Origin of the sequence: Synechocystis sp. PCC 7339 (assembly GCF_019924095.1) — a bacterium.
Classification (GTDB): Bacteria; Cyanobacteriota; Cyanobacteriia; order Cyanobacteriales; family Microcystaceae; genus Synechocystis.
In genome coordinates this window covers 1,090,625-1,111,073 of the sequence record NZ_CP063659.1, presented here as the reverse complement: position 1 = coordinate 1,111,073, position 20,449 = coordinate 1,090,625, and the positions used below count along the sequence as shown (strand labels likewise).

The 20,449-nt window shown below is 48.5% G+C and carries 20 protein-coding genes and 2 pseudogenes; 9 read left to right on the top strand and 13 right to left on the bottom strand.

The genetic code is table 11. The features are described from left to right. Positions 1-85 precede the first annotated feature (85 nt). The gene (locus IQE94_RS05140) at positions 86-691 is read right to left on the bottom strand and encodes a nitroreductase family protein (protein ID WP_212716612.1); all 606 of its coding nucleotides are present in this window, start codon (positions 689-691) and stop codon (positions 86-88) included. 73 nt (positions 692-764) lie between these two features. Beyond that, positions 765-1,490 (bottom strand): 2-phosphosulfolactate phosphatase family protein, encoded by a 726-nt coding sequence (locus tag IQE94_RS05135; RefSeq protein ID WP_223342827.1) that lies wholly within the window; start codon positions 1,488-1,490, stop codon positions 765-767. A gap of 263 nt (positions 1,491-1,753) precedes the next feature. Between IQE94_RS05135 and fabZ the strand changes: the two genes are divergently transcribed. Next, positions 1,754-2,254 (top strand): 3-hydroxyacyl-ACP dehydratase FabZ, encoded by a 501-nt coding sequence (gene fabZ / locus IQE94_RS05130; protein WP_212716608.1) that lies wholly within the window; start codon positions 1,754-1,756, stop codon positions 2,252-2,254. A 45-nt stretch (positions 2,255-2,299) separates the two neighbouring features. After that, a complete protein-coding gene (locus IQE94_RS05125) occupies positions 2,300-3,088 on the top strand; it encodes a YdcF family protein (protein ID WP_223342826.1) in 789 nt (262 codons plus the stop codon). A gap of 34 nt (positions 3,089-3,122) precedes the next feature. On the opposite strand, the gene larE is transcribed toward IQE94_RS05125, so the two are convergent. Then, positions 3,123-3,947, bottom strand: coding sequence for an ATP-dependent sacrificial sulfur transferase LarE (gene larE / locus IQE94_RS05120; protein WP_223342825.1), 825 nt, complete (start codon positions 3,945-3,947; stop codon positions 3,123-3,125). Positions 3,948-4,122: 175 nt separating this feature from the next. Between larE and IQE94_RS05115 the strand changes: the two genes are divergently transcribed. From IQE94_RS05115 to IQE94_RS05105, 3 genes are all read left to right on the top strand, one after another. After that, positions 4,123-4,662: a hypothetical protein gene (locus IQE94_RS05115; RefSeq protein ID WP_223342824.1), complete on the top strand. Its 540-nt coding sequence runs from the start codon at positions 4,123-4,125 to the stop codon at positions 4,660-4,662. A gap of 9 nt (positions 4,663-4,671) precedes the next feature. Continuing rightward, a complete protein-coding gene (locus IQE94_RS05110; RefSeq protein WP_212716601.1) occupies positions 4,672-5,061 on the top strand; it encodes a hypothetical protein in 390 nt (129 codons plus the stop codon). A gap of 113 nt (positions 5,062-5,174) precedes the next feature. After that, positions 5,175-5,630 (top strand): DUF29 domain-containing protein, encoded by a 456-nt coding sequence (locus tag IQE94_RS05105; protein ID WP_212716600.1) that lies wholly within the window; start codon positions 5,175-5,177, stop codon positions 5,628-5,630. A 28-nt stretch (positions 5,631-5,658) separates the two neighbouring features. Here the strand turns inward: IQE94_RS05105 and hik2 are convergent, their stop codons facing one another. Next, entirely contained in the window at positions 5,659-6,966 is a 1,308-nt protein-coding gene (gene hik2 / locus IQE94_RS05100) for a two-component system sensor histidine kinase Hik2 (RefSeq protein WP_223342823.1), read from the bottom strand. A 242-nt stretch (positions 6,967-7,208) separates the two neighbouring features. Between hik2 and IQE94_RS05095 the strand changes: the two genes are divergently transcribed. Continuing rightward, positions 7,209-7,532, top strand: a complete 324-nt coding sequence (locus tag IQE94_RS05095; RefSeq protein ID WP_190598492.1) for a DUF3155 domain-containing protein — start codon at positions 7,209-7,211, stop codon at positions 7,530-7,532. Positions 7,533-7,812: 280 nt separating this feature from the next. Here the strand turns inward: IQE94_RS05095 and gltS are convergent, their stop codons facing one another. After that, positions 7,813-9,018, bottom strand: a complete 1,206-nt coding sequence (gltS, locus tag IQE94_RS05090) for a sodium/glutamate symporter (RefSeq protein ID WP_212716595.1) — start codon at positions 9,016-9,018, stop codon at positions 7,813-7,815. Between the two features lie 124 nt (positions 9,019-9,142). Between gltS and leuS the strand changes: the two genes are divergently transcribed. Both leuS and IQE94_RS05080 read left to right on the top strand, forming a co-directional pair. Continuing rightward, the gene (gene leuS / locus IQE94_RS05085; RefSeq protein ID WP_212716593.1) at positions 9,143-11,728 is read left to right on the top strand and encodes a leucine--tRNA ligase; all 2,586 of its coding nucleotides are present in this window, start codon (positions 9,143-9,145) and stop codon (positions 11,726-11,728) included. 26 nt (positions 11,729-11,754) lie between these two features. After that, positions 11,755-11,991 carry a hypothetical protein gene (locus IQE94_RS05080; RefSeq protein WP_212716591.1) on the top strand — a complete coding sequence of 79 codons (237 nt, stop codon included), beginning with the start codon at positions 11,755-11,757 and terminating at the stop codon, positions 11,989-11,991. Between the two features lie 140 nt (positions 11,992-12,131). On the opposite strand, the pseudogene IQE94_RS18830 reads toward IQE94_RS05080, so the two are convergent. The 8 genes and pseudogenes from IQE94_RS18830 to IQE94_RS05040 form a co-directional block, all read right to left on the bottom strand. Further along, positions 12,132-12,236, bottom strand: a pseudogene (locus tag IQE94_RS18830) (transposase); the annotation flags it as partial. 205 nt (positions 12,237-12,441) lie between these two features. Continuing rightward, positions 12,442-12,888, bottom strand: a complete 447-nt coding sequence (locus IQE94_RS05070) for a hypothetical protein (protein ID WP_212716587.1) — start codon at positions 12,886-12,888, stop codon at positions 12,442-12,444. Positions 12,889-13,225: 337 nt separating this feature from the next. Next, positions 13,226-14,755 carry a glucose-6-phosphate dehydrogenase gene (zwf, locus tag IQE94_RS05065; RefSeq protein WP_212716585.1) on the bottom strand — a complete coding sequence of 510 codons (1,530 nt, stop codon included), beginning with the start codon at positions 14,753-14,755 and terminating at the stop codon, positions 13,226-13,228. 99 nt (positions 14,756-14,854) lie between these two features. Next, positions 14,855-15,765: pseudogene (gene cysK / locus IQE94_RS05060) on the bottom strand (cysteine synthase A). 126 nt (positions 15,766-15,891) lie between these two features. After that, positions 15,892-17,784 (bottom strand): iron uptake porin, encoded by a 1,893-nt coding sequence (locus IQE94_RS05055; protein ID WP_212716581.1) that lies wholly within the window; start codon positions 17,782-17,784, stop codon positions 15,892-15,894. 347 nt (positions 17,785-18,131) lie between these two features. After that, complete coding sequence (locus tag IQE94_RS05050; RefSeq protein WP_212716578.1) at positions 18,132-19,247, bottom strand: glycerate kinase; 1,116 nt, start codon at positions 19,245-19,247, stop codon at positions 18,132-18,134. Between the two features lie 54 nt (positions 19,248-19,301). Beyond that, positions 19,302-19,640: a carbon dioxide-concentrating mechanism protein CcmK gene (locus tag IQE94_RS05045; RefSeq protein WP_010872077.1), complete on the bottom strand. Its 339-nt coding sequence runs from the start codon at positions 19,638-19,640 to the stop codon at positions 19,302-19,304. 154 nt (positions 19,641-19,794) lie between these two features. Further along, the gene (locus tag IQE94_RS05040; RefSeq protein WP_010872076.1) at positions 19,795-20,106 is read right to left on the bottom strand and encodes a carbon dioxide-concentrating mechanism protein CcmK; all 312 of its coding nucleotides are present in this window, start codon (positions 20,104-20,106) and stop codon (positions 19,795-19,797) included. A 220-nt stretch (positions 20,107-20,326) separates the two neighbouring features. On the opposite strand from IQE94_RS05040, the gene IQE94_RS18590 reads away from it, so the two are divergent. Next, positions 20,327-20,449 (top strand): hypothetical protein, encoded by a 123-nt coding sequence (locus IQE94_RS18590; protein WP_255611365.1) that lies wholly within the window; start codon positions 20,327-20,329, stop codon positions 20,447-20,449.

Genomic DNA, 20,449 nt, shown 5'->3' with positions numbered 1-20,449 from the left:
ATTTCGTTAAACGAGAAAATTAAGGGGTTACCTGGGTGCAGGGAAGATGTCGCTCCAATGCCCAATCGTCCACCGGGGAATTGACCTAGGCAAAGGAATTTTCTTTGACCAATTCCTCCAGGGGAAGTTGTCCCCCTTTAGCACGGGCATCTTCGGTACGCTTACCGATCGCCACCATGGGGCCAATGGCGTAGTCGGCGGGTAACTTGACCAACTCGGCCACCTTTTCTAGGTCAAAACCGATCATGGGACAGCTATCATAGCCCATGGCCTTGGCCGCTAACATCAAATTTTGCATAGCCATGCCAATGGAGCGTTGGGCTTCATCCCGTTGCAACTCTGATTTGCCGCCATAGAAAGAACCGATCGCCCCGACCAAATAATCCGCCACCTCTGGGGGAGCATTGCGCCAGTAACGGGCCGGATCTTTATCCCAGGCATCGACGTCTGCCACCACCAAAATTAGCAGGGAGGCATCGGTCATTTGGGCTTGGTTGCCATATTTTTCCCTGATGGTTTGCCGCAGTTGGGGGTCCCGGATGATCAGGAACCGCCAATGTTGGATGTTGTAACTAGTGGGGGCTTGGATGGCCGCTTCGAGCAATTTTCTTTCTTCTTCTGGGGTCAGTCGATGGTCAGGGTCGAAATGCTTAATCGATCGCCGTTGGTAAATAGCGTCAAATGTATCCATAGTGGTTGGGAAATGGAATTTTAGCGGGGAAATAATTGGAAAAACTAAATTCAATATAAATACAATTGTCGATTTAAGCGGCGGTCAATACCCCTGGGGATACCTGCTTGGGCAGAATATCAATTAAATCCTCCGTGGCACAGTAGCGCAAATCATCCAGGCGATCGAGCTTCAGCAACCGCTGGCCATGACTAGCCAATTCAAACAGTCCCAACAGATTGTCCTGCCATTGGCGGTAAAGACTTAAAGCTGCCGTTACTTCATCGTTGCCTTTGGTGAATTCCACCCCCTTTTCTGTGAGGTAGGCGGCGATCGCCCCGGCACAGACTGTATCCTCCAGGGAGTAACCCCCTTCCCAGCCGGAACCTAACAGCCACACGGATTTAGGCTGGTTTTTGACCAGATAATCTGCCGCCGCCCTCCGATTAACCAAAGAAGCCGTGATTAGTTGGGGGCAATTTTCCACCCGTTGTAAAGCTCGGGTGCCATTGGTAGTGGATAGAAATAACCTTTTCCCCGCCATTAGTTCCGGCGTACAATCAAGGGGGGAATTACCCAGGTCATAGCCTTCCACCATAGCTCCGCCCCTTTCCCCGGCCCTGAGGCGTTTTTCCTCTGGCCAAGCAGCACTGGTGGCCAACAAATCATTCAAGGAACTGAAAACCTGTACCGCCTCCGCTCCAACTTTGAGTGCCGTGGCAATGGTGGTGGTGGCCCGCAGGACATCAATAACCACCGCACAATCAGGCAATGGCTGATCTGGTGTTAATTCCGGCGTGTGATAAACAAAAATTTCCACAGGATTCAGCGGACTGTTTGGGGAATGAACAACCTTCCCATCTTATCGGTAGTAGGCCAACCCCGCAGAAGAATTGGCCGATTTTTCTGGGGTCGGGGTCCAGGGGAGAGTCCAATGGGCTTTAAACTGGTGTTCGGTGGCGATCGAGGGCAAAACCTGGCCAGAATGCTGAAGATTAACCAAGCTTTGCTGGGCAGACCCTAGATTTCTCACAACTTTCCCACAACGTCTGTTTGTCCTAAATTTTTAGCAAAAATTTTCCCATGGCAATTTCAACTCCGGAGGTGACTCCCAATTTAAGTGACAGCAATGGCAATGAAGCCGGCGCCCAAACCCAATTCACCATCCAAGAAATCCGTGACCTATTGCCCCACCGTTATCCCTTTGCTTTGGTGGACCGCATCATCGATTTTCAGCCAGGTAAATCCGCCGTCGGACTGAAAAATGTCACCATTAATGAACCGTTTTTTCCGGGGCATATTCCCGATCGCCCAATTATGCCTGGGGTGTTAATTGTAGAATCCATGGCCCAGGTGGGGGGGGTGATTTTAACCCAACTGCCGGGGATGCGGGGGAAATTTTTTGCCTTTGCTGGCATTGACGGGGTGCGGTTCCGGCGACCAGTAGTACCGGGGGATCAACTGATCATGACGGTGGAGTTACAATCCTTCAAAATGCAACGCATTGCCAAAATGCAGGGGGAAGCCCGGGTGGATGGACAACTGGTCTGTGGCGGTGAAATGCTCTTTTCCCTGATTGATTGAGCAAAACTGGCAAAAATGGGCATTTAAACGTCCTCCTCAATGTTTATGTTCGTTTTTCTCTCTAAACTTTTGCCCCTATTCCTCTATCCCCTGGGGTTGGTTTCGTTGCTACTGCTGGGGATCGGTTTTTGGAGTTGGCGACAACAGTCGGGGATGCAATGGCTCGCCTTGATAGCATTGGCAATTTTGCTGGTCAGCGCCAATAGCTGGGTCAGTGATGCCCTCCTACGAACCCTAGAGTACCGATATTTACCGACGGAGGATTTACCCGAGGCTCCAGTCATTGTGGTTTTGGGGGGAGGACTTTACCAAGCCACCTATCCCCGCCAATTTCCGGAAGTGGCCGAAGCTGGCGATCGGGTTATTTACGGCGCCCAAATTTACCAAGAGGGCAAAGCACCCTACATCATTGCCACCGGAGGCAGGATTCCTTGGCTTGGTACAGTGACCGGTTCAGAAGCGGAGGATATGGCCCTGCTGCTGCAACGGCTGGGGGTACCCAGAAAAGCCATTATTAAAGAAGAGAAATCCCTTAATACCAGGCAAAATGCAGTTTTTACCCAGAAAATTCTCCAGCAAATGGGCATAAACACCATTATCCTAGTTACCTCTGGTTACCACATGCCCAGGGCCAAAAGGGTGTTTGAAAAGTTGGGTATCAATGTCATCCCGGCCGCCACTGACTTTTTGAGTCAGCCGTTGGGCAGAAATAATTTCAACCTTGCCAACGTTATTCTTGGTCTGATGCCCGATGCTAAAAGTTTGCAACTTGCCACCATGGCTCTGAAGGAATACCTGGGACTGTTTATTTATAAACTACAGGGCTGGATTTAGCATAAGGTTTTGGTTTTTACTCTCCCCCAAAAAACTAAGCTGTAATCCCATTGGCTTTGGTCAAGACTCGATTGAGTTTGCCACTCTGGTAGCCTTCCAAATCCAGGGTGACGTACAGGAAACCTAAGTTCTGAAAGGTTTGCACCAATTCCCCTAGGGGGACAGCTTGCACAAACTGCTGAATTTGTTCTGGGGGTAATTCAATGCGGGCCAAATTTTGCTCTGAGCGTACCCTGACCTGGGGATAACCGAGACGACGGAGATAAATTTCTGCCCGGCCGACCCGCTGTAATTTTTCCACTGTAATTTCTTCGCCGTAGGGAAAACGGGAACTCAAGCAAGGTTGGGCTGGTTTATCCCACCAAGGCAAGCCCAATAATTGGGAAAGTTGCCGCACTTCTAACTTACTAATTTGCAATTCGGCCAATGGCGATCGCCCCCCCCGTTCCTTAGCCGCCTGGATGCCGGGGCGATAATCCCGTAGATCATCCCCATTTACCCCATCAATGACGTAACTGTAACCCCGGGCCAAAGCTAAGGGTTTGAGAGTGTCGTGGAGTTCACTTTTGCAAAAATAACAACGGTTTTCAGGGTTGGCCGTGTAATTAGGGTTATCCATTTCATGGGTCTGCACCAATTCGTGGGCAATGCCGATCCACTCTGCCTGGGCCTGGGCGTCTTCTAGTTCCTCCGGTAACAGGGAAGGGGAAACGGCGGTAATGGCCACGGCATTGGCCCCCAATACGTCGTAGGCCACCTTGGCCACTAGGGTGCTATCCACTCCGCCAGAATAGGCAATTAAAGCCCGGTCTAACTCCTGAAAGAATTGCCGCAGATTTTTGAGTTTGCTTTCTGACATGGGCCTTGGCGATCGCCGTTATTTGTCGATTGTTGATCAAATTCACTTCTAACGGTAACAAAATCTTTGGCAGGTCAAGGTCATCGGACCAAAGACCCAAAAACATCTCCTTTACTGAGCATACTAAAGACCTTTAGGTAATTATAATATTCATATATTTACCGAGGGTAATGTTATGGGTAGTAATAGGGAAAGAGAACGTCTCATTTTGCAAAAAAGAATACTGAAGCTTGAAATAGAGAGGTTGAAAAAACAAAAAGCCCATAATCATTGGTCTAAAAAAGATGAATTGAGTGATTTGACTGATACTGCCATGGGAGCCGCATCGATCGCCGCTGGTACGGCGGCCGGAGTTGCCACATCATCAGTGGTGGGAGGCATGGGTCTGGCTGTGACGGGAACTGCAGTGGGGATTGGTGTTGCTCCAGTTGCTGCGGCTGGTGCTGTGGTTGGCTCTGCTGCCTACGGAGTTAAAAAAGCAATTGATGAACAGGATGCCACCGCTATTGGCGCGGCAGTTGTTGGGGCTGGGGTTGGAGCGGGAGCCGCATCAGTTATCGGTGGAATGGGTCTTGCTGTGGCAGGGACTGCGGTCGGCATCACCATGGCCCCCGTAGCCGCCGCCGGAGCCGTAGTGGGACTAGCTGGTTATGGGGTATCAAAATTATTTGAAGGGAAAAAGCGCAAACATCATAAAAAACGCCAACATCACTAATTTTCAACTATGGCCAGAAGCAAACTAAATCCACTGCAAAAAATTGTCAGGCAAGCAATCAGAGACTTGTCTGGCCGCCCAAGACCAGAAAAACCAATCACAAGCCGGCATCTTTATACAGAATCTGAGTATCGAGATTATCTTGCTGAAAAATTGCAGGGAAAAACTGAAGTAAACACCCCTGTAGGCCGCATTGACATTCTGACAAAAACTGAGTTGATTGAGGTAAAAATTGCCAAAAACTGGAAAGCGGCGATCGGTCAAGTGAAAAGCTATGCTGTGTTTTATCCTAACCATCAGCCCAGAATTCATTTATTTGGAGCCATCACTAAAACTTCTCTACGCCATGCCCAGTCCATCTGTGAATCAGAGAATATTATTCTAACCTGGGAGAATTGATGGAGGTACTTTTCAGATGGTAACTACGGAGTGAAAGTAGAGCTAGGCTGACTGGAGAGAACAGGCAAGATTGACAAAGTGTTAAACCTAAAAACGCAGAGTTAGTATGTGTTATGGAACATTCTGGTTTGTATGAGCAAGACTTTTATGCCTGGACCCAGAGCCAAGCCAAGGCTTTGAACAATCAACAGCCATCATTGCTGGATTGGCAACATCTTAAAGAAGAGATAGAGGCCTTGGGAAGACAACAATATCGGGAGTTGGTCAGTCGTTTAGCTGTTTTGCTTGGTCATTTGTTGAAGTGGGAATTACAGCCAGAACAGCGATCCCGTAGTTGGTTTCTTACCATTCGGGAGCAACGTCGCGCCATTCGTCGCCATCTGCTCCAGAACCCTAGCTTAAAGTACCGCCTACCCGAAGCATTGGAGGATGGATTTGAAGCCGGGACGGATCTAGCTTTACGGGAGACCAACTTGCCAATTCGTGTTTTTCCTGAAGTCTGTCCTTACCCATTAGCAAGTGTTTTACAAGAAAATTTTCTTTGTGACACCAGTCAGGACTGGGGCTAGTCTGAGAGAAAAAACGCTAAATTGGGTTTCAATCTGACTCCTCAACGGACTTTAGCCAAAGGGTAAAAGTTGAGCCGGGTCGATCCGGATCGGGAGATGAGCCGTTAGGGCTAGTGACAGTAATTTTTCCCCCCATCTGAGCCACCAAATCCGCCACGATCGCCAAACCTAAACCTGTACCGTCAATGGGGCCCTGGGCCTGGGCTCCCCGATAATTGCGCTCAAAAATTTTGTCTTGATCCTCCGGGGGAATGCCGTAACCCGTGTCGGCGATCGCCAATGTGACCCAATCCGTTCCAGAAGATTGGCCTATTTCCAAGGCAAGATCAACTTTTACCAGGCCACCGTTGGGGGTGTATTTAATTGCATTGTCTAAAAGATTATTAACCACTTCCCGCAAAGCTAAACGGTTAGCCATCACCAGGATATCAATCAAAGCAATTTGGGCGGTTAAAGTAATATTTCTCTCGGCGGCGATCGCCTGATGGGCCAGCAAAATGGGAGGCAAAACCTCCCCTAAGGAAAAATTGGCCAGGGGCGTGGTTTCCCCCTGGTCCGCTGGAGGCAAAGCTTGGATTGTGGCTACGGGAGAGCTTGACAACAGGGGCACTATCTCAGGGCCTTGATGTTGACTCGCCTCAAAGGTTTGTAACAATTCCTGGAGGTGTTCCCCCTGGCGGACAATGCCTTCCACCACCTGTTGACTTTTGTCGTCCCCCTGCCAACGCTTGAGCAGTAATTTACTAAACGTTTTTAGGGCAGTGAGGGGATTGCGGAGTTGGTGCAACAGGTCAGCCCAATGTTGCCGCTCCCACTGGTATTGTTGATTTTGCTCCTCCCACGCCTGGCGGTACCAATCCTGTTGTTGGTCCAATAGACAAGCCACCGCTAAAGATTTGGCGATCGCCTCCAACTGCACCATTTCCTCCCCATGCCACTGGCCCTGACTGCGGTGAATTACCAACAGCCCCGCCATTTCTTCTCCGTAAACCAAAGGTAAAACCAAGCGTTTGTCTGCATCGAAGGGGGGAGGCTCCAAGCGACTGCGGCGACTTAACTTACCCACCCCCACGGGAACCGCAGGCAAAGACAAATCGCCTGTCGGGGGAGACGCTTCCCCTTGTGGTAGAGTGATTAACCCATAACTTTCCGATTCAGCTACTGTTGGACTATGGGAAACCACCAACGGAACCAGCCCCTGCTCTGTTTCTTCTTGGTTTAGATAAACGCCACACCAGTCCACCCGCAATACCTGTTGCAAAAGCCGAACCTGCGACTGACAAAGGGTAATCAACCCAGCACTGGGGGAATACATTGATGAGATGGAACCAGCCATGGAGCTTATGGTGGGGCAAGACCCCGAAAATGTTAAGAAATATTAAGATTTAAATCGGTCTATTTATGGCCCTGGGGGGCAGTTTTGAGGGTGAAACCCTACTCAAATGGTGTTTAGAATCAGCGATCCCCTTAGCACTGCAAGGGCTGGAGAGGCTTGATATTTAGAATTAGACCGGATATAATCGACACGGCTTTTGTAACTATCATTACAGCATATCGCTGAAATAGGAGGTAACTGGGTTGGCACGCAAACGCAAACGGAAGAGTCGTCGTCGTCAAGAAGGTCGTAAGATTTTGGAGCTTGTTCCTCAGTTTAATATTGAAAGCGGCGAGGATAAGCCCGTCACGGCCGCTCGTCGCTACATCCAAGCTAACGAAATTCAGCCCCCGGCCTTGCTCATTGTAAAACGAAATGAGCACACTACTGATCGATATTTTTGGGCCGAGAAGGGATTGTTTGGGGCCCAGTATGTGGAAGAGAATCATTTTCTATTCCCCAGTCTGCGGGAGTACCAACTCCCCACCCCTAGCACCAAAACCCCCGTGGGCGCTGGGAGCCGTTAACTGAACGGTTTCTGGTTTCTAAACAATGGTAAAAGCAGACTAAATCGGTTTTGTTGGGGTTGACTTCCCTTGGCAGGTTAGATCCAGAGCAGGTTTTGGGTGCGAACCCTGCGTAAATCGAGGGAAGCATTGGTCAGTTTGAACTTTCATTCTTATCCGAGGAATTCTTTCTCAACAAGATCCTGTCATGTTTTGGCAACTGAGTCCACTCTAGCTTCCAGGCTGGGGTGGCTGTTGTTGCAAATTAATAACCTTAATCGTCCTTTTCTTCGCAAAAAGTCTAGCCAAGGAAATTGAGAAATTGCTGGATGACAAAAGCGTTGGCAATGTCAATGAAAAAAGCTCCCACCAGGGGTACAACGATGAAGGCCTGGGGGGCAGCGCCGAATTTTTCTGTTACTGCGGTCATATTGGCGATCGCCGTGGGGGTAGCCCCCAGGGTTAAACCGGAATAGCCAGAGGAGATCACCGCCGCGTTGTAGTCCTTGCCCATGAGAGGAAAAACAACGACAACAGTGTAAATCACTGTGGCCATAAATTGGACGAGGAGAATAATGGCAATAACTCCGCCGATGCCAGCCAAAGTCCAGATTTGTAAGCTCATCAGGGAAATGGCTAGGAATAGTCCCAAACTAACGTCGGAAATTAAAGCTAGGGAAGGGGTTTCCGCTGGCCAAGGAAATTGTTTGAACGCGAGGGGAATGGTATTGGTGAGAATGATACCTGCCAGTAAACAGGAGACAAAGGCCGGCAACATTAACCCCAACTTAGCAACCAGATCGTTAATTTCATAGCCAAGACCGATGGTAACGCCAATGACTAAAATGGTGTGGAGCATGGTGTTGTAATCAATTTGCACATTGTCCTGATCTCGCCGGATGCCAATGGTCAAATCTTTAGTGTCACAATTCGGTTCTAACTTATTGCGGATAATTAAAAATTTGGCGATGGGGCCTCCCACAATGCCCCCAAATACCAAACCAAAAGTGGCGCAGGCTATGGCAATTTCCGGTGCGTTGGTAATGCCAATCTGGTAAAAAACCGGAGACCAGGCGATCGCCGTGCCATGGCCACCACTCAGGGAGATGGACCCGGAGAGTAAACCCACTGGTAACGCCTGCCCCAATAGGGAAGCCATACCCACCCCGACAAAATTTTGAATTACTAAAAAACTCACCGCTGTTGCTAAAAGAATCAATAGGGGTTTGCCGCCCTGGAGTAGGATTTTTAACTTGGAAGATAGACCAATGCAGGTAAAGAAAATAATTAAAAAAGCATCCCTAATCGGAAAATCGAAAGTTACTTCTGTGCGAAAAATACCGTAGATGAGACCAAAAAACAGGGAAGCAAGCACTCCACCGGAAACGGCATCGGGAATATTAAAACTCTGCAAAAACTTGATTTTTTTGGTGAGATATTTGCCAATGTAAAGCACCAAAATTGCGACAATAACTGTCTGGCGTACGTCGAATTGAATAGTTTCCATAATTACAAATTCTAATCTTTACATGGTCACCGGTCCAGGGCGGTTAACAGACAACCTTGGGCCTAGGACAGAATGGTATACTAACAAGCCTGTAATCAACTGGGCTTAGGAGATCTTGGTCGTCGTGGCATCCCCATACAACGCTGGTGAAATCGAGCAAAAATGGCAACAACGCTGGGCTGAATGGGAACTGGATAAAACCCCTATCGCTTCCGATTTGCCCAAATTTTATGCCCTGTCCATGTTTCCCTATCCTTCCGGGAATCTCCACATGGGCCATGTCCGTAATTACACCATCACCGATGTCATTGCCCGTCTGAAAAGGATGCAGGGTTATCAGGTGCTCCACCCCATGGGCTGGGATGCCTTCGGTTTACCGGCGGAAAATGCCGCCATTGAGCGAGGCATTCCCCCCAAGCAGTGGACAGAAAAAAATATTGCCCAGATGCGAGCGCAGTTGCAACAGTTGGGGCTTTCCATCGATTGGGAACGGGAAGTGGCCACCTGTGCTCCGGATTATTACCGTTGGACCCAATGGTTATTTCTGCAATTTTTCCAGGCTGGTCTGGCCTATCAAAAAGAAGCCACCGTCAATTGGGACCCCATTGATCAAACTGTGCTGGCCAACGAACAGGTTGATGGGGAAGGGCGCTCCTGGCGATCGGGGGCCATGGTGGAGCGGAAATTATTACGGCAATGGTTTTTAAAAATTACCGATTACGCTGAAGCCCTGTTAAATGATTTGGATGAGCTTGATGGCTGGCCGGAACGGGTCAAACTAATGCAATCCCATTGGATTGGCAAATCCGTCGGGGCCTATTTAGAGTTTCCGGTTAAGGATAGTGAGGAAAAAATTGCCGTTTTTACCACCCGCCCTGATACGGTGTACGGCGTCACCTATGTGGTTTTAGCGCCAGAACATCCTTTGACTGAAGTAGTAACCACAGCGGCCCAAAAGAAAACAGTGGCAGATTTTGTGGCTTTGATGGCCAAGGAAAGTGAAATTGAACGGACAGCGGAGGATAAACCAAAACGGGGAGTTAGAACCGGCGGAGTAGCCATTAATCCTTTTAACGGTAAAGAGATTCCCATTTTAATTGCCGATTATGTTTTATACGAATACGGCACCGGGGCAGTGATGGGGGTGCCAGCCCACGACCAACGAGACTTTAAATTTGCCCAGGATAATAATTTGCCCATTCAAGCGGTGATTGTTGCCGACGATGCTGATAACAATGATGTAGAAGTAGAGACAGCCTACACGGAAGCTGGGGTAATGGTTAACTCAGCCCAGTTCACTGGTATGAATTCGCTCAAGGCCAAACAAGCCATTATTAAATTCGCTGAAGAAAATGATTATGGCCGCGCCAAGGTGCAATATCGTCTGCGGGATTGGTTGATTTCTCGACAACGGTATTGGGGCTGTCCTATTCCCATTATCCATTGCGATGACTGTGGATCGGTGCCGGTTCCAACCCAAGATTTGCCAGTGGAACTGCCGGACAATGTGGAATTTTCTGGGCGGGGCCCTTCTCCCCTAGCTAAATTAGAGGATTGGATTAATGTTCCCTGTCCCAGTTGTGGTAAACCGGCCCGGCGGGAAACAGACACCATGGATACATTCATCGATTCCTCCTGGTATTTCCTGCGTTATGCCGATGCCCAAAATACCGAGTTGCCCTTTGATGGGGAAAAAGTTGCCCACTGGTTGCCGGTGGATCAATATGTGGGGGGCATTGAACATGCCATTTTGCATTTGCTCTACTCCCGTTTTTTCACTAAGGTTTTAGCCGATCGCCAGTTAATTTCTGTCAAAGAGCCATTCCAAAAATTGTTAACCCAGGGCATGGTGCAGGGCATTACCTACAAAAATTCCACCACGGGGAAATATGTGCCAGCCAAGGATTTGCAAACGGGGCAACAGGTAATTGATCCCAAGGATCCAAAGGATCCCGACAGTGGGGAACCGTTGCAGGTTTTCTACGAAAAGATGTCCAAGTCCAAATTTAACGGTGTGGACCCCCAGGAAGTTTTATCCAAATATGGTGCCGATACGGCCCGAATGTTCATTTTGTTTAAAGCCCCTCCAGAAAAGGATCTAGAATGGGACGATGCAGACGTGGAAGGGCAATTCCGCTTTCTCAATCGGGTTTGGCGCTTAGTGACCGACTACATTGGCGATCGCCCAGAAGTTTTGACCAGCAATGGCCCTTTAACTAAAGCGGAGAAAGATTTGCGCCGAGCTATCCATGGGGCGATCAAAGAAGTGGCAGAGGATTTGAACGACGATTATCAGTTCAACACCGCCATTTCCGAAATGATGAAACTCAGTAATGCTCTAATTGCGGCAACGGATTTGATTACTTCTCCCGTTTACCAAGAAGGCATTGAAACCCTGCTGTTACTCCTTGCTCCCTTTGCGCCCCATTTGACGGAGGAATTGTGGCATCGTTTAGGCCGTACTGACTCCATCCACCGACAGGCCTGGTTACAGGCAGACCCCACTGCCTTAGTGTTGGATGAAATTACTTTGGTGATCCAGGTGCTCGGCAAAACCCGTGGTACTATCACCGTTCCCGCTGGAGCTGACAAAACCCAGTTGGAGGAGTTGGCCCGTAACTCCGATTTAGCCCAACGTTACTTGGCCGGCAAAACCATTAAAAAAGTGATTGTGGTGCCTGGAAAATTGGTCAATTTTGTTATCAGCTAAACCCGATTTTGCCGGGGAATTACACCATGAAAAAAAATGCTGGCCGGCAAGTTACTAGGTCAAGACAGGATTTGGTAATTAGATCCTTTTTTGGTTTATTTTTCCTGGCCCTGGCGATCGCCATTTTGGTGTTATCCACCCCGGCTAATAGAATGGGCTCCTTGTTTGCGGCCTTCATCATCGGTGGTTTGGGGATAGATGAGTTGATTAGTCTCCGTTTGCAAAGGCGATCGCTCCTATCCCGAATTGGTCCATTGCCTTGAACTGAGGATAATTCCCTCGGCGATCGACTGAATACTAGTCAGTAGCAAAATTCGAGATAGTTAAGACAAGGACAAGTCTCTCAACGCTATATCCAATGCAGAAATAAGCGATTCTCCATTACTGATTAGTTGTCTGACTAACTTTTAAGTCTCGCCCAAAAGTGTTCTGTTTTGTTCAAGTCTGGTGAATAAGGTGGTAAAAATATGACTTCACACCCAGCTTTTGCTAACAACTCTTTTATTTTTTCGGGTGAAAGTTTGCATCATTCATGATTACTATAGCAAAGAGCAGGAATGTTGGGACGAATAGTCACTGAAATCCTTTGCAAATAAGAGTTTTAAAAATAAAAAATCGGGAGCGGAGCGCTAAGACCGACGCCCCAAGGGGCGGAAAATTTCTCCTGAGAGATTAAAGTTATGTTTAAAATTTAAAGCAATAAAAATATCAAATCAAATATCTTTTATTTTTGCTGTATTGAGAGCTTTTCGTTCAAATCGCTTATCTTCAGGAGTCATAGTTATACCCATAACTTTTTTCCATGTCTGAGGGTCAGTTGCCGCAATAAATTTTCGTCCGTCATTGAGTTCACACATGAACGTGACCACAGTTTTCCTTCCTTTTGCCATTGCTCCAGCAACTCCACCCGCAATGAGACCCAGCCCTCCCGTCAGAATCCCAGCAACCAAACCTGCCGCTATTCCCCAGCCAGCAGAAGCCGCAATACTCTTAATTTCTTCTTGATCCACTACATCTGCCGACTTGATATTGTTCAAATTTAACTTTCGAGGTTGACCTTCAAAATTGATGACAATCTCAGGAAAAATATCTTCAAATAAATACTTAGTGTCCCATTTTCCCGTGGGAATTTCTCCCCCAATTACTTCAATATATGGCATCGTGTGATTCTCCAAAAATTTTGAAATGATTGTGTAATTATTCGTGGTTGCAGACACAGGGACTTTGCTTTAAACCTAAAACCACGAACACTAGCATGGAAAAATAACCAGAGGCACATAGTACAAGGACTTCAGATTGGTTTTTCTTACATAATGGACTACACTATCAAAAATATTTATTTTCTGCAATACAATAAGTCTTAACAAAACATATTTCATAATAGGCCATACATTTTTGAAGCTTGCATCCAATCGGAAAACCTTATTGTGACAAGGGCAAGCCACAAAAACAGAGATCTGCCCTTGTCCTACAAATTTATAGTTATAGTTAGCAAATCTAAAGTCTACGCCAGCGACGACCATCCTTATTAATTAACCATTCCGCCTCCGCCGGTTCCCAGGTGCCAGCTTCGTATAAGGGCATAGAAAGGGGATCACTGGGGGCATCCCAAGCTGATAACACTGGAGTTACTACCCGCCAAGCTTCTTCCACCTCATCAGCCCGAGTGAAGAGGGTTTGATCCCCCAACATACAATCCAATAAAAGACGATGATAAGCATCAGCCGTGGCCACCCCAAAGGAAGAGCCATAGCTGAAATCCATATCTACAGTGCGGGTACGCAATTCTGAGCCGGGCATCTTGGCTTCAAACCGGAGAGAAATACCTTCGTTGGGCTGAATTCGCAGACTTAACACATTGGGATTAGCTTGGTGAGCCACGGATTGAAAAATTAACAAAGGCACTTCCCGGAATTGAATGGCAATTTCACTCACTTTTTTGGGCATACGCTTGCCGGTGCGGAGATAAAAGGGGACTCCCTGCCAACGCCAGTTATCCACCATTAACTTGAGAGCAACAAAGGTGGGGGTGGTGGAAGTGGGAGCTACCCCTGATTCTTCCCGATAGCCGGGGACTGGTTTGCCGCCCATCCAACCCGCTTTATACTGACCACGGATACCAGCATTTTCCAGGTTATTAATATCTGCCAAACGGGTAGCCTGTAAAACTTTGACTTTTTCGTTGCGAATACTATCTGCATCAATAGCGTTGGGGGGATCCATGGCGGTCAAGCAAAACAGTTGCAACAGGTGGTTCTGCACCATGTCCCGCAGAGCACCGGCAGATTCGTAATAACCAGCCCGTTCTTCTACTCCCACCGTTTCTGCCACCGTAATTTGTACGTGGTCGACAAACTGGCGATTCCACAATGGTTCAAAAATTGCATTGGCAAAGCGGAACACCATCAGGTTTTGCACCGTTTCTTTGCCCAGATAATGGTCGATACGATATACCTGATTTTCTTTACACACCCCCTGTACCACTCGGTTAAGGTTTTGAGCTGAACTCAGGTCCCGACCAAAGGGCTTTTCAATCACAATCCGGCTTTTTATCGGATCACTAAGCATCCCCGCCGCCCCTAATTGTTTAATACCTGGGGGGAAAAAGTTGGGGGAAACAGCTAGATAGAAGACTCGATTGCCCCTGGTATTGCGTTTTTCATCTAATTCCGCCAGGAAGTTTTTCAATTTGAGATAGCTTTCTGGGTCGTCCATGTTGCCGGAGCAATAAAATAGACCTTGGGCAAACTCATTCCAGAGGTCTTCACTGCCAATGCCGGTGGAAAATTCTTCGATGCCCTTACGCATCTGCTCACGAAAATGGTCGTGACTCCAGTCCCTTCTAGCAAAACCGACAACTGTTAACTCCGGGGGTAAACGACGCTCTCGTTTCATTTGGTAGATGGCTGGCACCAGTTTTCGTTGGGTTAGGTCTCCCGATGCGCCAAAAATGGTCAAAACGAGAGGTTCTGGAGTGCGTTCTTGGCGGAGTCCAGTACGGAAGGGGTTTTCGAGTAGCGTTACCATGGGGAATGCTCGTATTGTGTGGCCACTTACGCTTTAAAATAACTCACAATTCCCGAAAGTTTCCTTTTTTCAGTAAAGTTTTAAGGAAAAATTCCTTTCCTAGTCCAGATCTTGAAATAGGGGCGTGCTGAGATATCTTTCTCCAAAACTGGGTTGGATCATGACAATCAATTTGTCTTTATTGGCAGGTCTTTTTCCCACTTTGATGGCCGCGGCTAAGGCTGCCCCGGTGGAAATCCCCGACAATAAGCCTTCTTCTCTGGCTAATCTACGGCCGTAGGCGATCGCCTCTTGGTCAGTAACGGTAATTACTTCATCAATTAAATCCACATCTAACACTTCGGGTATAAATCCAGCCCCAATTCCTTGAATTTTGTGGGGACCTGGTTTCCCTCCCGATAAAACCGGACTGTTCTGAGGTTCCACGGCGATCGCCTGGAAAGTAGGCTTTTTCTCCTTCAACACAGAAGCAACCCCGGTAATTGTGCCACCAGTGCCTACCCCCGCCACCAAAAAATCAATGGTTCCGTCCGTATCTTGCCAAATTTCCAATGCCGTAGTCTGTTGATGGATTTGAGGATTGGCCGGATTATCAAACTGTTGCAGCATATAAGCATTTGGCAAACTTTCCGCCAATTCCTGGGCTCTCCTAATGCATCCTCCCATACCTTCCCCCCCTGGGGTGAGTTCCAATTTGGCTCCATAGGCTTTTAACATAGCCCGCCGTTCTTGGCTCATGGTTTCTGGCATGGTCAAAATTAATTGGTAACCCTTGGCCGCCGCCACCATGGCGAGGGCAATACCTGTATTACCAGAAGTGGGCTCAATCAACAGAGTCCTGCCTGGTTAATCATATTGACACCAATGCGGTCTTTTACCGACGCCGCCGGATTCATCCCTTCCAACTTGACTACAATTTGAGCTTCACACCCTTCAAATTGGGGAATACGATTGAGGCGAACTAGAGGAGTACGACCAATTAGCTTTGTAACATTGCTAGCAATTTTCATAGGTAAGGGCCCACCAAGAAGGGAAATCTGCCTGCATCTTACAACGAAAAACCCCACCAGAGGCGGGGTTAAAGAGTTATTAGAGCTTAACTTTCAAACAAGTATCCCAAAAAGATGAACTTAGGATTAGAAAGTGAAGGTACCACGGATAGTGCCAATGAAGGCGTCGGTGGCATTGGTGGTCTGTTCAGGCTTGGAGATCCAGATTACACCAGGGGTCAAAGAAAGGTTGTCGGTGAGTTGATACTTGTAGAACAGTTCAACTTGGACAGGGTTAGCAGTGGTTACAAAGGTGGTTCCTAAAGTACCGTTGGTGAAACCAGAAACATAGGGTTGAACACCGGCAAAGATACCAAGAACGTTACCCTCTTTACCAAGGTCGGGGAAGGCAAAGCCACCACCGTAGGTCCAGATATCACCGTTGTCCTTACCAATCAAAGTCACGTTGGTGTAGCTGCCGTAGGCACTGAAGCTCAACCATTCAGCGATATTCCAAGCCATTTGGACGCCGTAGCTGTTGGTTTGCTTACCACCAAAGTCGTAGGGATTGATAACGTTGCCAGAGGCACTGCCGCCACTAACATTACCGTTATAGGTAGCCGCATCCACAGGAGGGGCACCCACACCCAAACCGTTAACAAAGGAGTCATTTAACTCAGAACGATTAAGGTTAGCAGCCGTCGTACCAACAATACCTTGAGTACCACCTTTGCCGAAGATAGCGGCATCGGGGGTGGTGTAGGCATTAACGTAGGTGAAGCCCAAGCTTACCCGATCAAAGATGTTAGTGGTGATTTGAGCCAAGGCGCTGTAGCCACCGTTGAACAAACCGTTGCCACCACTGCTGAAGTCGTAGTTATTACCGGTAGCAGGGTTGGTTACAGAACCGCCACTGCTGGGATTGTTACCGGTGCTAGCCAAGTAACCCAAGCTCAAGGAAGTGGGACCTAACAAATTGCTCAGGAAACCTACCTCGAGGCTGGTACCAATACCGGTACCACCACCAATCGAGTAGATGGGGTTCTGAGCGGTGAATTGGCTCAAAGAACCTTTACCACCGGTGTAGTCGTCGAAGTAGGGATTTAGGGTAGGAACGAAGTCATCCCAGATACCACCGAAGGCGGCAATATAGTTATTGAGACGAAAGTTAGTGCCTAAATCGAGGGGGACATAGTAGGCCAACCAGTCAACGGCTACGTTGTTATTGTCGCCAGGGGAAAGCTGGTGCACCTGAGTAAAGGTGGGGCTTTCATAGTAGTTGCCTACGATACCGATGGGGTTACCAGTCTCAGGATCGATAACGTTTTGAGTGGGGTAGAAGCTCTTGAAGCGATTGCCATTACCGGCAGCAAGACGGGTAACTAAGAGGTCTTCACCGGAGAAACTGGTGTTGAACTGTAAACGAACCCGGTTTTGGAATACAGCCTGGTTGTTGTCGCTCTGGTTGTTGAGGGTGTTTTTAGTGCCAAAGATGGCGGTGGGAGCAAAGATTACCTCCCCGGTCAACTTGGTGGTGGTAGAGAACTGATGATCTTCCAGGAAGGAGGTGCGAGCTTCAAGGTTGTCAACCCGAGCACCCAAAGCAGCCAATTCTGCTTCGAATTCCTGCATGAGGCGTTTCAGTTTGTCAATGTCTTCACGGAGAACCGCCACGTTTTCCTGAATCAAACGTTCCATAACGTTCATACAGGCGTTAAGACCGGCGGCAAATTCCCAGCGGCTGAGGGCCCGATCACCACGGAAGGTACGGTCGGGGTAACCAACGATACAACCGTAGCGTTCCACCAAGCTCTTGAGCGCTTCATAGGCCCAGGCGGTGGGTTGCACATCGCGGAGTTCGCTGACGCTGGTTACTTGATCAACACTGGAGAGTTGGCCTTCAGCAGTATATTGATCCAATTGGTCTAAAACTTGAGCATTCGTAACGTTGTCGGGAGCAGCATTAGCAGCACCGGCCAAAAGGGCGGCACCGATCACAGCAGGGCTCACTAACAGGGACTTCCAAGATAGTTTAAGCATTTTTAGCTTTTCCTCACACCTAATAATGACTACGGGAACCAGGTCCTATACTCAGTAACACATTGTACACGTTTTTTTCGAAAGAGTGGGAGAAGTTGACAATTTTCTTTAGATTCATGGTGAATGCTAGGTTTAGCAAGGCCATTGGGCTGTTCTGCAGACCCGGTTTAGGGCACCGGAGCCACAATCAGTTTTGGCAAAGAAAGACCGCCTACAGCTTCTGCTCACGGAACGATGATGTTGATGGTTAATAACAGATTATAGTTGCTATTTTAATGATGGCTAGGGTCAGGGTCAGTTTTCTGGCTGGCCCCCTCGGTTTGGTCAGGAAGAGAGTTGACCATTTCCTAATTCATAGAGTCGAGATACTGTTTGACCTCAACCAGTCTCCGTTGCAAAGCCCATTGAGGATTGTTCAATGCTGTGGTTGCAGAAATATCGCTGCCCACTAGGGTAAAAATTTGCTTTAGGTTAGGAGGAATTTTTGTTTGGTTTTCTTGACTTTGCCCCGCCATGATGATCGCCGGTTTTCCCATGGCCTGTGCCAACTCAATGACCCTCCCCACCACTTTGCCTCGGTGAGATTGGTTATCGAAGCGCCCCTCCCCAGTAATCACTAGGTCGCATTGGGCCATGGTTTGTTCCAATCCGGTCAATTGGGCGATCGCCGTAAATCCCGACTCTATGGTGGCCTTGAGAGCCCAGGCAACGCCCCCACCAATTCCCCCAGCAGCACCGGCTCCGGGAAAATTAAGCTCAAAGCAATTCCTTTTTCTGACTACTTGGGCAAAATGTTCCAGACCTCGGTTCAAGCGTTGCACCATAGCCGGATCTGCCCCTTTTTGTGGAGCGTAAACAAAGGCGGCCCCATTGGAACCATAAAAAGGACTGGTCACATCACATAACAGGGTTATCTCGGGAAAAGTATCTAAGACCGGGGGAATAACTTGGCTGACTTTTCCTAGAGCTTGACCTCCCCAACCGACAGATTGACCTTGATAATCTAAAAACTGCCAACCCAACGCCATCAGCAAACCTAAGCCAGCATCATTGGTGGCTGAACCACCGATCGCCAATTGAATTTGTTTTGCTCCCCGCTGGGCAGCATGGGCAATTAATTCCCCAGTGCCGTAGCTAGTGGTAATTTCCGGATTACGTTCCCCAGTGGGAACCAAAGGTAAACCACTGGCTTGAGCTAATTCAATGACCGCTATTTCCCTTTCTGCTGACCATAAATAACGGGCATCAACTTTTTGACCAGGCAATGGGCCCCGTACCCACACCGTTTGCCATTGGCCATCGAGATTATGGGCGATCGCCTCTAGGGTTCCTTCCCCACCATCGGCCAAGGGATGGGCAACACAGTCAAATTCTGGTGCTAAAACTTCCGACGTAATACGGCAAACCTCCCCAGCGGAGAGAGTTCCTTTAAACGAGTCTGGTGCGATCAGGATTCGGCGCATCGAAGCATCTTACAGCCCGCCCCCATCCACAATTGTTGCACTTTCACGAAAAAATCAACGACGATTCAGACCTTCGGCAGCTTCTCGGAAAGGCTCCACCTCAGGACTAAAATCAATGGGCAGAACCGCTACTACGTTTTCGTGGGGTCGGGGAATAATTACCCAGGTTTTCACATCTGCCCCTTCCGTGCGGTTAATGGCATCAATACCCGCCGCCATCGCAGTTTTCACCTCTTGTACATCTCCACGAATATTAAGGGTGAACCGAGCACTCCCTGCCCGAATGTAGCCCACAATGGTAATCCTACCGGCCTTAACCATGGCATCAGCAGCGGCAAGAATACCGGGAAAACCAATGGTTTCAATGGAACCGACGGCGGATTGGGCGGACATATTTTTCTCCTTGACAGTGGCGGCAAAAACTAAAGGACAGATCGAATCAAAACTCTCGACTTAACGACTAGTCGGGGTGGGAATCAGCGAGAATCCCATGGTCAACTATAGGCTAAGTGGTGTACATCGGACTACGACGGCGGCAAAGTCTCCGTTAGGTGCGGAAGCGAGCTACTTTTTCTGTGTATTCCACCGGCAGAACCGCTAGGACATTTTCGGGAGGATTGGGGACGATGTAGTGGCTGACAATTTCTCCCCCCATAACTGATTCATTGACTGCGGCTAGACCCATCTTCATCGAGAGATTAACCTCCGACACTGGACCCCGTATTGCGACAACAAAGTTTCCCCGTTCTGCCAAGTCATAGTACACCAGGGTCACCCTACCCCCCTTGAGCATGGCATCGGCGGCAGCTAAAACGGAGGGAAAGCCAAGGGTTTGTATAACGCCAACGGCCTGGGGCATGGGAAATTCCTCTGGGGGGAACGGATGGGAACAATCAATCGGACTAGGCAAGCAAAGATTAGAACTCAGCTAGCCTTTCATCCTATCAAAAACGTGGCACAGGCAAATCAACACGCAAGGTGCCAGTGCTTTTCAAGGAGGGGAATTGGTTACTTGAGCAGGCCCAGGTGACCAAGAACAGCTTTCGGATTGGTGTCCTAATCGACCTCTACCTTGCCCCTTGACCAAAATCCCCGCTATGGAGGCCAGTCAGTATGTCAAAATACTAGATTGTTGTGCCCCGATCGCCCTTGCTTGGTTTGCCTATACCGGACCAACAGGGAGAGATGCGGCGACGGTCTAA

Coding starts and splice junctions, on each gene's coding strand:
- IQE94_RS05140 (WP_212716612.1), bottom strand. CDS start 691: ATGGATACATTTGACGCTATTTACCAACGGCGATCGATTAAGCATTTC.
- fabZ (WP_212716608.1), top strand. CDS start 1,754: ATGGCAATTTCAACTCCGGAGGTGACTCCCAATTTAAGTGACAGCAAT.
- IQE94_RS05125 (WP_223342826.1), top strand. CDS start 2,300: ATGTTCGTTTTTCTCTCTAAACTTTTGCCCCTATTCCTCTATCCCCTG.
- larE (WP_223342825.1), bottom strand. CDS start 3,947: ATGTCAGAAAGCAAACTCAAAAATCTGCGGCAATTCTTTCAGGAGTTA.
- IQE94_RS05115 (WP_223342824.1), top strand. CDS start 4,123: ATGGGTAGTAATAGGGAAAGAGAACGTCTCATTTTGCAAAAAAGAATA.
- IQE94_RS05110 (WP_212716601.1), top strand. CDS start 4,672: ATGGCCAGAAGCAAACTAAATCCACTGCAAAAAATTGTCAGGCAAGCA.
- IQE94_RS05105 (WP_212716600.1), top strand. CDS start 5,175: ATGGAACATTCTGGTTTGTATGAGCAAGACTTTTATGCCTGGACCCAG.
- hik2 (WP_223342823.1), bottom strand. CDS start 6,966: ATGGCTGGTTCCATCTCATCAATGTATTCCCCCAGTGCTGGGTTGATT.
- gltS (WP_212716595.1), bottom strand. CDS start 9,018: ATGGAAACTATTCAATTCGACGTACGCCAGACAGTTATTGTCGCAATT.
- IQE94_RS05080 (WP_212716591.1), top strand. CDS start 11,755: ATGAAAAAAAATGCTGGCCGGCAAGTTACTAGGTCAAGACAGGATTTG.
- IQE94_RS05070 (WP_212716587.1), bottom strand. CDS start 12,888: ATGCCATATATTGAAGTAATTGGGGGAGAAATTCCCACGGGAAAATGG.
- zwf (WP_212716585.1), bottom strand. CDS start 14,755: ATGGTAACGCTACTCGAAAACCCCTTCCGTACTGGACTCCGCCAAGAA.
- IQE94_RS05055 (WP_212716581.1), bottom strand. CDS start 17,784: ATGCTTAAACTATCTTGGAAGTCCCTGTTAGTGAGCCCTGCTGTGATC.
- IQE94_RS05050 (WP_212716578.1), bottom strand. CDS start 19,247: ATGCGCCGAATCCTGATCGCACCAGACTCGTTTAAAGGAACTCTCTCC.
- IQE94_RS05045 (WP_010872077.1), bottom strand. CDS start 19,640: ATGTCCGCCCAATCCGCCGTCGGTTCCATTGAAACCATTGGTTTTCCC.
- IQE94_RS05040 (WP_010872076.1), bottom strand. CDS start 20,106: ATGCCCCAGGCCGTTGGCGTTATACAAACCCTTGGCTTTCCCTCCGTT.